The 14,213-nt window shown below is 68.3% G+C and carries 12 protein-coding genes; all 12 read left to right on the top strand.

Annotated elements, in window-relative coordinates; genetic code table 11:
* The first annotated feature begins 2 nt into the window (after nucleotides 1-2).
* Entirely contained in the window at nucleotides 3-1,337 is a 1,335-nt protein-coding gene (locus tag KNN16_RS08210; protein ID WP_303896305.1) for an ammonia-forming cytochrome c nitrite reductase subunit c552, read from the top strand.
* Nucleotides 1,338-1,483: 146 nt separating this feature from the next.
* Nucleotides 1,484-2,104, top strand: coding sequence for an imidazole glycerol phosphate synthase subunit HisH (gene hisH / locus KNN16_RS08205; protein ID WP_303896303.1), 621 nt, complete (start codon nucleotides 1,484-1,486; stop codon nucleotides 2,102-2,104).
* 10 nt (nucleotides 2,105-2,114) lie between these two features.
* A complete protein-coding gene (locus KNN16_RS08200; RefSeq protein WP_303896301.1) occupies nucleotides 2,115-2,867 on the top strand; it encodes a 1-(5-phosphoribosyl)-5-[(5-phosphoribosylamino)methylideneamino] imidazole-4-carboxamide isomerase in 753 nt (250 codons plus the stop codon).
* Nucleotides 2,864-3,277 carry a nucleotidyltransferase domain-containing protein gene (locus KNN16_RS08195; protein ID WP_303896299.1) on the top strand — a complete coding sequence of 138 codons (414 nt, stop codon included), beginning with the start codon at nucleotides 2,864-2,866 and terminating at the stop codon, nucleotides 3,275-3,277. Before KNN16_RS08200 ends, KNN16_RS08195 begins: the two co-directional genes overlap by 4 nt.
* Complete coding sequence (locus KNN16_RS08190; protein WP_303896297.1) at nucleotides 3,274-3,741, top strand: DUF86 domain-containing protein; 468 nt, start codon at nucleotides 3,274-3,276, stop codon at nucleotides 3,739-3,741. Before KNN16_RS08195 ends, KNN16_RS08190 begins: the two co-directional genes overlap by 4 nt.
* Nucleotides 3,742-3,743: 2 nt before the next feature.
* Nucleotides 3,744-4,508: an imidazole glycerol phosphate synthase subunit HisF gene (gene hisF / locus KNN16_RS08185; protein WP_088570596.1), complete on the top strand. Its 765-nt coding sequence runs from the start codon at nucleotides 3,744-3,746 to the stop codon at nucleotides 4,506-4,508.
* Between the two features lie 45 nt (nucleotides 4,509-4,553).
* Complete coding sequence (locus KNN16_RS08180; protein WP_303896294.1) at nucleotides 4,554-5,276, top strand: queuosine precursor transporter; 723 nt, start codon at nucleotides 4,554-4,556, stop codon at nucleotides 5,274-5,276.
* The gene (hisIE, locus tag KNN16_RS08175; protein ID WP_299288287.1) at nucleotides 5,233-5,871 is read left to right on the top strand and encodes a bifunctional phosphoribosyl-AMP cyclohydrolase/phosphoribosyl-ATP diphosphatase HisIE; all 639 of its coding nucleotides are present in this window, start codon (nucleotides 5,233-5,235) and stop codon (nucleotides 5,869-5,871) included. The genes KNN16_RS08180 and hisIE overlap by 44 nt, the downstream gene beginning before the upstream one ends.
* Nucleotides 5,872-5,891: 20 nt before the next feature.
* Nucleotides 5,892-7,211 carry a histidinol dehydrogenase gene (hisD, locus tag KNN16_RS08170; protein WP_303896292.1) on the top strand — a complete coding sequence of 440 codons (1,320 nt, stop codon included), beginning with the start codon at nucleotides 5,892-5,894 and terminating at the stop codon, nucleotides 7,209-7,211.
* A gap of 212 nt (nucleotides 7,212-7,423) precedes the next feature.
* Nucleotides 7,424-9,532 (top strand): hypothetical protein, encoded by a 2,109-nt coding sequence (locus tag KNN16_RS08165; protein WP_303896291.1) that lies wholly within the window; start codon nucleotides 7,424-7,426, stop codon nucleotides 9,530-9,532.
* Complete coding sequence (locus KNN16_RS08160; RefSeq protein WP_303896289.1) at nucleotides 9,414-13,262, top strand: RHS repeat-associated core domain-containing protein; 3,849 nt, start codon at nucleotides 9,414-9,416, stop codon at nucleotides 13,260-13,262. The genes KNN16_RS08165 and KNN16_RS08160 overlap by 119 nt, the downstream gene beginning before the upstream one ends.
* Nucleotides 13,259-14,188 (top strand): hypothetical protein, encoded by a 930-nt coding sequence (locus KNN16_RS08155; protein ID WP_303896287.1) that lies wholly within the window; start codon nucleotides 13,259-13,261, stop codon nucleotides 14,186-14,188. The genes KNN16_RS08160 and KNN16_RS08155 overlap by 4 nt, the downstream gene beginning before the upstream one ends.
* The last annotated feature ends 25 nt before the right edge of the window (nucleotides 14,189-14,213 follow it).

The following is a 14,213-nucleotide window of genomic DNA, read 5'->3' as shown; positions in this document are numbered from 1 at the left end:
GGATGTTCCAGCGGATGCCGCCGCTCTGGTTGCGGATTGCGGGTCTGGTGGTGTTGGTGATCGTGCTGGGCCTGGCCCTGGCGCTGGTGATCGTCCAGCTGCGCGGGCCGCGCCTGGAGGTGGTGCGGCCGGTGGCCATTCCCGAGGGCGAGACGAACCCCGCGGTATGGGGCCTGGCCTTCCCCCGGGAGTATGAGAGCTGGCTCCGCACCAAGGAGGGCCGCAAGACCCTCTACGCGGGCTCGGTCCCCTTCGACAAGCTCGAGGAAGATCCCCGTCTGAAGGTCTTGTGGGAGGGCCACCTCTTCGCCGTCGAATGGGGCGAGGACCGCGGGCATGCTTACTCGGTGGAGGACACGCTCAAGAGCAAGCGGCGCCAGGCCCTGGCCCAGCGGCGCGGCGGGGTGACCCCGGGGACCTGCTGGAGCTGCAAGTCGGCCGATGCCCCCCGCCTAATGGAGGAGATGGGCCCGGCGAACTTCTACGCGGCTTCCTTCGAAAAGCTCTATGAGGAAGGGAAAGTGAAGCATCCGGTCTCCTGCGCCAACTGCCACGACCCCAAGACCATGGCGCCTACGATCAAGCAGGTGGCCCTGAAGGAGGCCCTCCAGAAGCTGGGCAAGGACATCAATCAGCTCACCCGCCAGGAGCTGCGCTCCCTGACCTGCGCCCAGTGTCACGTGGAGTATTACTTCGCCAAGGAGCCCAAGGATTACCTGGTGTTCCCGTGGGAGAAGGGGATCCGCTTCGAGGACATCGAGGCCTACTACAACGAGCGGAAATTCGCTGACTGGACCCATCCTTCCACCGGCGTGCCGCTGGTGAAGTTCCAGCACCCGGAGTATGAGCTATACGCCGCTAACTCCACTCACTACCTGGCCGGGGTCGCCTGTGCCGATTGCCATATGCCCTTCGTGATCGAGGGCGGGATCAAATACACTTCCCATCAGGCGGCCAGCCCCTGGCATCGCATGGAGCAGGCCTGCGGCACGTGCCATCTGGACATCCCCTTCATCCGCAAACGGGTGGAGATCATCCAGACGACCACTAAGGCCCTTCAGGACGCGGCGGAGATGGCCCTGGTGGAGGCCATCGAGGCCCTGAAGGCGATCAAGGACAACCCCAACGCGGATCCCAAGCTGGCGGAGGAAGCCCGGACGCTGTTCCGCAAGGCCCACATGCGTTGGGATTTCGTGGCCGTGGAGAACTCCCTCGGCTTCCACAACCCCCAGGAGGCCATGCGGTTGCTGGCGGAATCCATCAACTACGCCCGCCAGGCCCAGCTGAAAGCCGTGCAGGCCCTCCAGCGGCCGCAGGTCCAGGCCGTCACCCCGTAACCTCGTCGCGGCCGCCCGATCCTTCGCGGGGCTGGGTCCATCAGGGCCCAGCCCCATTCGTTTATGCCTTGCCATCCGCGATCCGCGAGCCTTCCGGCGTGCGATAGAATGGAGAACATCCGAAGACCGGGTAGGATGGCTGCCCGGTGGGGGCACGCATGACGCGGGTTCTGGTGATCGATTACGGGATCGGCAACCTGGGGAACGTGGTGCGGGCGCTCCAGCGCCTGGGCGCCGAGGTGCGGCTGAGCGAGGATCCGGCGGACCTGGAGTGGGCGGACCGCCTGATCCTGCCCGGCGTGGGAGCCTTCGGGGACGGCATGGCCGGCCTGCAGGCCCGAGGCTGGGTGGCGCCCTTGCGGGCCGCCGTCGCCGCCGGCAAGCCTCTCCTGGGCATCTGTCTCGGGATGCAGCTCCTCTTCGAGGAGAGCGAGGAGATGGGTCGCTATGTCGGCCTCGGGTTGCTGCGGGGCCGCGTCCGCCGTTTCCCGCCTGAGGCCGGGAAGATCCCGCAGATCGGATGGAACCAGCTGGAGCGCCGGGGCGACCATCCCCTGCTGCAGGGGGTCCCGGACGGCGCCTATGCCTATTTCGTGCATGGGTATTATTGCGAACCGGAGGATCCGGCGGTGGTCATCGCCACCACAGTTTACGGGATCCGCTACGCCTCGGCCGTGGCCCGCGGGCCGGTGATGGGGGTCCAGTTCCACCCCGAAAAAAGCCACCGCGTGGGCCAGCGGATCCTGGAGAACTTCCTGCGCCTGTGAGGGCTCGGGAATGGCGCTGGAATTGATCCCCTCCCTGGACCTGCTCGAAGGCCAGGTCGTCCGCCTGATCCAGGGGGACCCCCGTCGTCGGATCGTGTATCCGGTGGACCCCCTGGAGCAGGCGGCGCGCTGGGCGGAAGAGGGCGCCCGCTGGCTGCACGTCGTCCACCTGGACGGCGCCTTCGGGGCCTCGGGGGCCAGCGCGGCGGTGATCGCCCGCCTGGTCCGGGAGGCCCCGCTTCAGGTCCAGCTGGGCGGCGGCTTGCGCACCCTGGCGGACCTGGAGCGGGCGTTCTCCTGGGGGGTTGCGCGCGCGGTGGTGGGCACGATGGCCATTCGGGATCCCGCATCGTTGGAGGCGGCCCTGGCCCGCTTCGGCCCGGAACGTCTGGTGCTGGCGGTGGAGGTCCGGGGAGGGCAGCTGACCTGGGCGGGCTGGCAGGAGGCGGCGGGGGACCCTGAGGCCTTCGCCCGGGCGTGGGCCGCGCGGGGGGTGTGTCGGATCCTTTATACGGACACCTTGCGGGATGGGACCCTCGCCGGGCCGGACGTGGAAGGGGCCCTCCGGATCGCCTGGGCCAGCGGCGTGCGGGTGTTGCTCTCCGGGGGGGTGGGGACCCTCGAACACGTGGAGGCGGTGGCCCGGGCAGCGGCCCACGGCCTGGAGGCGCTGATCCTCGGCCGGGCCCTGCACGAGGGGCGGTTCACCCTGCGCGAGGCGATGGCGCGCCTGCGCCCGGCCGAACCCGGAGGCCCTGGATGATGCGGCCGCGGTTCTTTCTCCCGATGGCGGAGCGGGAGCGCCTGCTGGACCGGCTGCGGGCGCAGGTGGAGAGGGAGGCGGAGGTCGAGTTCGCCACCGTCTTCGGCTCCTTCCTGGATCCCGAGCTGCCCTTCGCGGACATCGACGTCGGCCTGGGGCTGGCCCCGGGGGCGGACCCCGAGCGCTACGAGCTCGATCGCGCCGCTAACTGGACTGTCGCCCTGGGTTATCCTGTGGATGTGGTGGTCTTCGCCCGCGCGCCGCTGGGATTGCAGGTTCAGATCCTGAACGGCCATCCCCTGCTCATCCGCGATATGGAGCGCTTCGTGGATCTCCTGGAGCGGACGGGCTGGGAGTGGATGCACTGGGAGCCTTATGTCCGTCAGTTCCTGAGGGAGCTGCTGCCGTGAGGGTCGATCCGGAGCGCGTCGCTCGGCTCAGCGCGGAGATCCTGGAGCGGGTGGAGTGGCTCGCGGTTTACACCACCCTCGACCTCCCGGCCTTCCTGGAGGATGAGCGCAACGTCCTGTCGGCCAAAATGCTCCTCGTGGAGGCGGTGGAGGGAGCCGCCGCCCTCTGCAACCATGTCATGGCGCGCAAGTTCCGCCGAGCCCCGGGAGGATTTGTCCTGTGCCTGGACGAGCTGGCCGCGCGCCTGGGGTGGGAGGATCCCTTCCGACAGCGGTTGCGGCGGATCGCGCGCTTTCAGAACGAAATGAGCCATGAATACCGGGAGGTGACCCCCGAGCCGGTCTACCGGATGGCCCGGGAAGAGGCGGGGGTGCTCTGGGAGCTCGTGGCGCGGGTTCGGGACTGGCTGCGAGCGGAAGGGGATCTTTCGCGGGGGATCCGAAGCGAAGGCGAGGCGAGGTGAAGATGGCGCTGGCCAGGCGCATCATCCCGTGTCTGGATATCCGGGCCGGGCGGGTGGTCAAGGGGGTGCGGTTCGTTGACCTGCGCGACGCCGGGGACCCGGTGGCGCACGCCCGCTTTTATGAGGAGGAAGGGGCCGACGAGCTGGTCTTCCTGGATATCACCGCCTCCGTCGAGGACCGCGGGATCCTGCTGGAGGTGGTGCGTCGCGTGGCGGAGGTCCTCTCCATCCCCTTCACCGTCGGCGGGGGGGTCCGGGATGTGGAGGATTTCCGGGCCCTGCTGCGGGCCGGGGCGGACAAGGTGAGCATCAACACGGCGGCGGTGCAACACCCCGAGCGGATCACGGAGGCAGCGCGGCGCTTCGGCTCCCAGTGCGTGGTGGTGGCCATCGACGCCAAACGGGTCGGCCCGGACCGGTGGGAGGTTTACATCCACGGCGGGCGCACGCCCACCGGGCTCGACGCGGTGGCGTGGGCCCGGGAGGCCGAGCGCCGGGGGGCCGGGGAGATCCTGCTCACCAGCATCGACGCGGACGGCACCCGGGAGGGTTATGATCTGGCCCTCACCCGCGCGGTGGCCGAGGCGGTGGGGATCCCCGTCATCGCCTCCGGGGGGGCGGGGGCGCCGGAGCATTTCTACCGGGTTTTCACCGAGGGGAAAGCCGACGCGGCCCTGGCCGCCTCCCTCTTCCATTTCCGCGAGCTCCGCATCGCCGATCTCAAGCGCTATCTCGCGGAGCGCGGGATCCCTGTCCGCCTGGTCTGACCGGGTGAAGCGGATCGCCATCCCGTTCTCGAGGAGGGAATCCGCATGCCCACTCGCCCGTATCGCTTCTTCGATCTGGTGATGGCCCTTTTCGTCACCGTGCTCATCGTGAGCAACATCGCCTCCTCGGCCAAGATCGTCGATTGGGGGGTGAGCCTCTTCGGCGTGCGCCTGGCCTTCGACGCCGGCACGATCCTCTTCCCGGTGAGCTACATCTTCGGGGACATCCTCACTGAGGTTTACGGCTACCGCCGCTCCCGCCGGGTGATCTGGACCGGTTTCGCGTGTCTCGCGTTGAGCGCCTTTATCCTGTGGCTGGTGCGGATCCTCCCGGGGGATCCCGAGTGGGAGCGATACGCCGGCCAGCGCGCGTATGAGGCGATCCTGGGAGGAATGAGCACCGGCGGCATCGTCCTGGCCAGCCTCCTGGGCTACTGGTCGGGCGAGTTCGCCAACTCCTTCACCCTGGCTCAAATGAAGATCCTCACCCGCGGGCGCTACCTGTGGTCCCGCACCATCGGCAGCACGCTGGTTGGAGAGCTGGTGGACACCGGGGTCTTCGTCACCGTGGCCTCCCTGTTCGGGGTGTTTCCCTGGAGCCTCTTCACGACCCTGGTGCTCACCAACTATCTGTTCAAGGTCGGCGTCGAGGCGGTGATGACCCCGGTGACGTATCTGGTCGTGGGTGCCCTCAAGCAGCTGGAACAGGAGGATTATTACGACTATGACACCGATTTCAACCCCTTCCGGCTGGAGCTCGGGATCTGAGGAGGCGCTGCGCCCGGCGGTGGTGCAGGACGCGGTCACCGGCCGGGTGCTGATGCTGGGCTGGATGAACGAGGAAGCCCTCCGGCGCACCCGGGAGACGGGGGAGGTGCACTTCTGGAGCCGATCCCGGGGCCGCCTCTGGCGGAAAGGCGAGACCTCCGGGAACGTCCTCCGGGTGGTGGAGATCCGGCTGGATTGCGACGCGGACGCGGTCCTGGTGCAGGCCCTCCCGGCCGGCCCGACCTGTCACACCGGCCGGCCCAGCTGCTTCCACCGCGCGCTGGAGGGATCCGAGACCCCGCCGCCGTCCGGCTCCATCCTCCACCGCCTGGAGCAGGTGGTGGGATCCCGGCGGGATCATCCGGAGGCGGGGTCCTACACTGCGCAGCTGTTCGCCGCCGGCCCCGATGAGATCGCCAAGAAGATCGGGGAGGAGGCCGTCGAGGTGCTCCTGGCCCTCCGGCATCAGTCCGACCGCCGGGTCCTGGAGGAGGCGGCGGATCTTCTTTACATGTTGACGGTGGGCCTGAGCCTGCGCGGCTTAAGCTGGGATGCGGTGCTCCAGGTCCTGGCGGAGCGTCGAGGGCTTCGCTGATCCTCAGGGAGGAGAAGGCGATGGAGATCTACCGGTGGGAGGCGCTGGATCCACAGACGCGTCGGCGCCTGTTGCTGCGGGCCCGGGCGGATCTCACGGAAGTGCTCCCCGAAGTGAAGGCCATCCTGGAGGACGTGCGCCGACGGGGCGACGCGGCGGTGCAGGACTACATGCGTCGCTTCGATGGGGTGGATCGGCCGCCGTCGCAGTGGCGGGTGAGCCGGGAGGCCATGGCCGCGGCCTGGGAGGAGCTCTCCCCGGAGGTTCGGGAGGCGCTGCGCCGGGAGGCCGAGGCCGTCCGTCGCTTTCATGAGGCGCAGCGGGAGCGGCCGATCTGGCTGATGGAGATGGCCCCCGGGGTGCTGGCCGGTCAGATCATCCGGCCCCTCGATTCCGCCGGGCTTTACATCCCGGGCGGTCGCGCCGTGTATCCCACCATCGTCCACGCCCTGGGGATCCCCGCCGCCGTCGCGGGCGTCCCCCGCATCGTGGCCTGCACCCCGCCGGCCGGGCGTCATCCGGCCGTGCTGGCGGCTGCGGACGCGGCCGGGGTCACGGATTTCTTCCTGGTGGGTGGGGTGGCCGCCATCGCGGCGATGGCCTACGGCACCGAGACCATCCCGCGGGTGGATAAGATCGTCGGCCCCGGCAACATTTACGTTCTGGCGGCCAAGATGCTGGTGATGGGGGAGACGGCCATCGACATGCTGGCGGGCCCGACGGAGGTGGTGGTGCTGGCCGATGAGACCGCCCGCCCGGATTGGGTGGCGGCGGAGCTCCTGGCTCAGGCGGAGCACGATCCCCAGACCTCGTGTCTCCTGGTCACCCCTGTCGAGGAGCTGGCCCGGGCGGTGCGTCGGGAGATCGAGCGTCAGGGCCCGGCGCTGCCCCGCTGGCCCATCGCCCGCCAGGCCCTGGAGACCTACGGCGGGCTGATCGTCACCGCGGACCTGGAGACGGCCATCGCGGTGTGCAACGCCTACGCGCCGGAGCATCTCGCGATCTACACCCGCGATCCCTGGGCCGTCCTCCCCCGCATCCGCCACGCCGGGTCGGTCTTCCTGGGGCCGTGGTCGGCGGTGGCGGCGGGGGATTACGCCACCGGGACCAACAACACCCTGCCGACGGGGGGCTGGGCCCGGGCGGCCTCCTCGGTTTCGGTGGACACCTTCATCCGGCGGATCGAGGTGGAGGCCCTCACGGAGGAAGGGCTGCGCCGCCTGGCCCCGGTGATCACCATCCTGGCGGAGGTGGAGGGGCTCCATGGCCACGCGGCCTCCGTCCGCATCCGGCTTTCTGAGGGTGGGGAGAAGTTTGGGCAGAACGCGAATGTTCTCTAAAGGGAGACCTGCTCGTCTCCGGCATACGGCCGGACACTGCGCCTTTGCGGACCATCGGCGCTGGAGATCCTCTTGAAGCCTGGCTTAGGAGAAGTCTGCTTGAACCTACCCGCTCGCCGGTGGGAACGGTTCGATCGCCTTGAACAGGTTTGACAACCCATTTGGGAGTCATCCACAATGAAATGGCCACACCCTGTTTCGTGAGGTGGGCAATGGTGCGGTGGCGCTCCCTGGTGACGGTGATCGGGGTGATGAGCCTGGTGGGGCAGCCCCTGGCGTTCCCCCCGAGATCCTCCGCCTCCGCCCCGGGGCGGATCGCATCCTGGCCTCCGGCCTCGCCATCCTTCCAGAGCCCGCTGCCTCCGCCTTCCCCCACTCCGCCGTCCGCGCCCCCGCCTCTGCCCCTGCCTCCACCGGAGGAACGGCCCGTCGTCCCTGGCGCCCCGGTGGCCTTCCTCAACGGCCGGATCACCGTGGAGGTCCCCGACCGGGTCCCCCTCGCCCGCCTGCGTCTGGCCGTGCGGGAGCAGCGCCGCCTGGGGGCCGGCCAGGCCGGCCTGGCCCTGGCCTTCGATCTGACCGCCGTGGATGCCCGGGGGGCGCCCCTTGCCCGCTTCGCCGCCCCCCTCACGGTGACCCTGCGGCTGGGGGACCTGGTGAACTGGGCCGCCCGCCCGGATTGGCTGCGGCCCTGGGTGGGGCACTGGGACGAGAAGCGGCAGGGGTGGCAGACCCTCACCCCCACCCTCCTGGACGAGGCGGCGGGGGTGGTGGCCTTCCCCACCGACCACCTGTCGGTGTTCGGGGCCGGCACCCAGGGGGTGAAGGAGAGCGGCTGGGTGCTGAATTTCCACGACACCCGGGTGGATCGCTTCTCGGGGGCCCTGGTGTGGGCATATCCCCTCGACCTCCCGCCGGGCCCGGGGGGCATCCGGCCGGATCTGCGCCTTGCCTATAACAGCCGCCGGCTGGACGGGGTGCTGACCTGGGCGCAGTCGGACGGGGTGGGCTGGGGCTGGAGCCTGGAGGTGGCCGAGGTGCTGTGGCGCAACGTGCGGCGGTGCTTCGACGGCGCGAACTTCTACCTGTGCTGGGACGCCGTGCCGCTGCTGGTGATGAACGGGGAGGCGGTGAAGCTGGTGCCGGAGGCCCCGCTGCCCGATCGCGTCCAGTATCTCGGGCCGGGGAGCGCGACCTATCGCTTCCGCACCGAGGACGAGCGGTTCTGGCGGATCGAATGGCAGCCGGGGCCGGAGAACGGCTCCTGGGAAATCACCCTCAAGGATGGCACCCGCTACCGCCTGGGGACCACCCCTGACAGCCGCCAGACCCTGCGGGGGTCCATCGGGCCGTGGACCGGCAGCGGCTGGACGACGGGGGCGGCCACCGTCCGCTGGCGGGTGAAGGAGATCGTGCATCCTACCGGGGTCACGGTGACCTTCTCCTACGCCGAGCAGACCCTGGCCCAGCAGTGCGACCTCTTCCGGGCGGCGGGCTTCCTCGGCCCGAACGAAGGCTGCCACGGGGACGACCCGAACTCCGAGCGGGCGAGCTATTTCACCCAGATGGAATATCCGGGAACCCGGGTGCGGGTCCTCTGGGACCGGCGCTGGAATGGCAACGGACCCCACGACGGCTTCGGGGCCCCGGCCTACCGATGGGACTTCGCCGCGGCGGGGATGGCGGCCATTTTCTGGCAGACGGACGCCGTGCAGAAGGTCGTGCTGGAGCGGCGGCGGGGGGATGGGACGTGGGCTGTGGTGCGGGAGATCCGCTTCACCTACGGGACCTTCATCCCCGAGGATGAGACGAACAAGCGCCTGCGGATCCTGACGGCGATCCAGGAATGGGCCCCCGAGGGCAATGCCTGGAAAGCCCTGCCGCCCTTCACCTTCGGCTACACCGGGTATCCCAATAAGGACTGGTGCAACGTCTTCGCCCAGCCCTGCAGCGAGTGGGACCAGGCCCGCTTTTTCTACCCCCGTCTGACCCGGATCGACAACGGCTACGGGGGCGTTATCGAGGTGGGCTACGAGACGCCGGATGGGGGCCACTGGCAGGCCAAGAACTACCGGGTGGCGTGGCGGCAGGTCACCGACGGCCTGGGCGGGGGCTGGCAGGAGGCCTACGCCTACAGCGGCGACAGCCGGGGGCGGTGCTATCTCTTCTGGGGCGAGGACCAGACCGGCTGCACCTGGCCGGATGGCTTCACCGGCTCCCACCGGCGGCCCCTTCCTGGGCTACCGGGAAGTGACCGTGACCTTTCAGGACCGGAATGGGAATCCCCAGCGGGTGGAGTGGACCCGCTTCGCGCTCCCTGAAGGCCCCACGAACGACCCCTGGCCGGTTCGGGGGCGACCGCGGGAGCATCAGATCCGAAGCCCCAATGGGCAGGTCCTTCAGGCCATTGCCTCCACTTACGGTATTTCCCCCACCCTGGGCGGGGCGCATTTCGTCTTCCTCCAGCGCCAGGACGCCACGACCGATGGCCGCACTACACGCACCGAATGGCGCTACGACGGCTACGGGAACGTCACGGCGGTCTTCGAGCACGGCTTCCTGGATGTGGCCGGGGACGAGCGCACCACGCACCGGGGATATGCCTACAACACCTCGGCCTGGATCCTGGACAAAGTCGCCTGGGAGCGGGTCTACGAGGGGATCTCCGAGGATACCGGCGGGGCGGCCCTGCAGACCGAAACCCGCTTCTTCTACGACGGCGCCGCCTCCTTCACCACCCCACCCACGAAAGGCCTCCTCACCCGGGTGGATCGGGGCAAGGAAGGCTGGGGCTGGGTGAGAGAGCAGGCCGCCTACGACGTCTATGGCAACCCCACCGTCCTCACCGACGCCCGGGGCTTTACCACGACGTTCGGCTATGATCCGAGCGGCGTCTACCGGGTGTGGGAGCGCAACCCCCTGGGGCACATCACCCGCTATGAACACTACGGGGTGAACGAGAGCGACCCGGGCGCCGGGCGGGGGCCGGTGGGGGCTTTGAAGCGGATCGTCGACCCCAACGGAGCGGCCACGGCTTACACCTACGACCCCTTCGGGCGGCTGCGGACGGTGGTGCGGCCGGGGGACACCTGGGATTCCCCTACCGAGGAATGGCGCTACTACGACGGGGTGGACTTCCCCTTCACCGACCGCGGGCCCCTGATGGTCGTGCGCCTGGTCCGGGGAACGCCAGGGCTGGCCTGGTGTTCTGGGGGGCTGGCCTTCTGGGAGCGGCTCTATTACGACGGCCTGGGCCGGCGGGTGGAACGCCAGACCCCTGGTCCGGGATGGACCTGCTCGGGAGGGGGCCAGGAGATCGTCCAGTATACCCGCTACGACGCCCTGGGCCGGGCCGCCGAGGAGAGCCTGCCGTATTTCGTGCCCCAGTATACTTACGCCACCACCCCGGACGGGAAAGTGGTCACCCCTTATCGGGATCCAGACCCCAACGCCCCCCGGGTGCGCACCACGTATGACGCGTTGGGCCGTCCCCTCACGGTCACCGCCCCCGACGGCGCGGTCACCCGCTACGCCTACGCCGATGGCGGGGTGCTGGCCCTGGATCCCAACGGCCATCAGGCCCTGCGGTGCGCCGACGGCCTGGGCCGCCTGGCCGAAGTCTACGCCTTCAAAGGAACCTTCTCCTCCCCCACCTTTTCGGCGGAGCCCCTGGCGGTGGCCCGCTATCGCTACAATGCCCTGGACCGCCTCACCGATGTCCGGGATCCCCTGGGCAACCGGATCCGCATCGCCTACGACCCGTTGGGCCGCAAGGTGCGGATGGACGACCCCGCCATGGGCACCTGGTTCTACCGCTACGATGCGGCCGGCAACCTCATCGCCCAGGTGGATGCCCGGGGCTGGGCGGTGAACGCCTACTACGACCCCCTCGGTCGGCTGAAAGGGAAAACCTACACCCCGAACGTCCCGGATGGCGCCGCTTACGTTCCCCCGCCGGACCCGGGGCCTTCGGGGTATGCCGTGGGCTTCGCTTACGATGAGCCCGGGTATGGGGCCTCCCTCGGGCGCAAGACCCGGGCCTGGACCGCCGAGGGGATCCAGCGGACCTGGGCCTACGACGCCCGGGGCCGCGTCCTCACCGCCACCCTCACCGTGGACGGCCAGACCTACCTCCAGCGCTTCGCCTACGACGCAATGGACCGCCTGGCGCAGCGGGTGGACCCCGACGGCGAGGTCCTCACGGTGGCCTATGGTCCGCACGGCTGGCCCACGGCCCTCACTGGATGGAGCCTCTATGCCGGGAACGCCGCCTACAATGCCGCGGGCCAGCTCACGAACCTCACCCTGTTCGGGGGCGGCCTCCTCCAGCGCGCCTACGACCCCCGCACCTTGCGGGTGGTCTGGATCCAGGGGCCGGGGCTGGACCTGGGCTACGCCTACGACCCGGCCGGCAACGTTTGGCGGATCACGGACACGGTGTGGTCGGAGGTTTGGGCCTTTGCCTATGATGAGCTGGACCGCCTCACCGGGATGAGCGGGCCGGTGAGCGGGACCTGGACCCTGGATGAAGGGGGGCGGTGGTTGCGGCGGACGGAGGGGGCCCAGGCCTGGGTTTACGACTATGGGGATCCCGCCCCGCCGACTGTCCCGCCGGGGCCTTACCGGGTCTACCTCCCCCTGGTGGCGAAAAGCCGCACCGTCCGCTGCCTGGACGAGGCCTGGCATGCGGCCTGGGCCGGAAGCGACCGCGGGCGTTCGTGGAAGCTGGTCTCGGTGAGCGATGGGACGACGCTGGGGTATGATGGGAACGGGAACGTGGTGACCCGCACCGTGGGCGGGGTGGAATGGCGCTACGTCTACGACCCCGAGAACCGCTTGAAGGAGGTCTGGCGGGGCGCCGAGCGGGTGGCTTCCTTCCGGTATGACCCCGAAGGGAACCGGGTCGTGCGGGAGGTGGGGGGCCTCCGCACGGTGGTGGTGGACGACGGCTACGAGGTCCGGGGCGGGGTAGTGCGGAAGGTCTACTGGTTGGGCGGCGAGACGGTGGCGGTGCGGGAGGGGAGCACAGTCGATGCGGCTGTGGGGGACCATCTGGGCAGCGTCACTGTGCTGGCGCAGGGCGGGAGCGTCGCAGGGGCCACGCGCTATCTCCCGTATGGCGCCATCCGGTGGGAGAGCGGCCTCTGGCCCACCGACCGCCGCTTCACCGGCCAGCGGTGGGAGGCGTCCCTCGGGCTGTATGACTACTGGGCGCGCTTTTATGATCCCACGTTGGGCCGTTTCCTGCAGCCGGACCCCATCGTGCCGGAGCCCGGGAACCCGCAGGCGCTCAACCGGTATGCGTATGTTTACAACAATCCCTTGCGCTATGTGGATGGAAGCGGGCATCTCCCAGTGGCGCCGCTTTTAGTAGCCGGGGCGATCGTGTTGCTGAAGGCCATCGATTATGGATGGACCGCCTGGGATGTGTATCAATCGGGGCGGACGCTGGCCAACCCGCTGGCAACGGATGAGGAGAAGCTGGTTGCGGGAGTCAACCTGGCCCTGGCCGTGGGGCTGGAGGCGGCGGAGCCGGAGGACTGGCTCCCGGTCTCGTTGCCGCTGGATGATCTGGGGCGACGTGCCCTGGTGGCGGGGCTGCGGGAACGGATGCAGCAGGGTGGGCTGCGGGCGGGAGTGGCCTTCTTGCGGGAGGCGGTGGGCGAGGCCGCTCCCCAGGTGATCCGGCGGATGTATGACCTGGGGGTGTTCGGGGGCATCCGGAGCGCGGGGGAATGGGAAGCGATCTTGCAGGGGGTGCGCAAAGAAGCGGGCCTGGAGGTCCACCACCTTATCGAAAGACGGTTCGCCGAGCGCGTGTTTGGTCTCGATCCAGACGATGTCCCCGCCGTGGTGCTGGATCGGACCTTCCACCAGCAAGAGGTCACCGCACGATTGTTCAGGGAGCTACCGACCGGACGCTCCTACAACGCTCAGCAAATATGGGAAGCCTATAAGAGGGTATATGGTTCCGGCCCTGGAGGATTGAATCGACCGGAATGGCTGGAGGCCATCTGGTCCTATTTTGAGCGATTAGGGGTGAAGCGATGAAACGAGTCGCGGTGTTCAGCCTGGGATGGAGTTTAGCTGGTCCTCCGGACAAGCAAGCTCAGGAAAAAGCCCAGGTTGCAACTTTGCTTCGAGAAATAGGCCGAGAGAAGCTGTATAACCCTGAAAAGCATTGGTATCCTGTGGATGTGGACGTTCGTTCCAGGGCCTTTGAAATACTCATTAAGGCAGCCCAGGAATCGGATCTCGTTCGTCTGATCCGTATAGAGCGAGTATATTCATCTGAAGAGCTCCAGGCGGCTCCCCTCCTGGAATGGCGACTGACCAACCAGGCCATCGAGGATGATTACTACACGCTGCACTTTAAGGAAGGCCAAGCCAAAGGAATCGCCCCTTATGCCCGGGATTGCCCGAGTTGTCGAGCCCATCTGGAGCAGGTGCGGGACATCTGGGTGGACACTCGCTTGATGGGCCAGCGGGACCTTTCGCTCACGTATAGCTTTGAGATCATCCTCTCCGCCCGCCTTGCCCGGATGCTCCAGGAAGCCGGCTTCACCGGCTTCGCCCTCCGCCCCGTCTGGGATTACCGCAAGCCCTACCAGGGGGAGCCCAAACTCTACCAGCTGGTGGTCACGAACGTCTTGCCTCCGATGGCCTCGCCACCCACCGAGTTTGAACAGGAGCAGCGCTGCGAGGTGTGCGGGACAGAGTCCAGGTTCCTCAAGCACACCCACTTCTGGGGGCGGATCCAGTATTATGAGGAAACCGACATCTACTATGCCCGCGAGGTTCTGGAGCAAGCCACCGATTTCAACATCACCTCGGAGCGATTTGGGGTGCTTTCGGCTTCCCATCCTCTGGTCATCATTTCCCAGCGGGTGTATCGATGGCTGAAAGAACAGGGGATCAAAGGCTGGTCGGCTCGTCCGGTGTATCTGGTGGGATCGAGCACCTTGACAAGTGAATAAAGGGAAATCCTTCCCCGCGCCGGTA

It is taken from the genome of Thermoflexus hugenholtzii (assembly GCF_018771565.1).
Lineage (GTDB): Bacteria > Chloroflexota > Anaerolineae > Thermoflexales > Thermoflexaceae > Thermoflexus > Thermoflexus hugenholtzii_A.
Note: the sequence above shows the minus strand (reverse complement) of the source record. Positions and strands in the feature narration are given on the sequence as shown.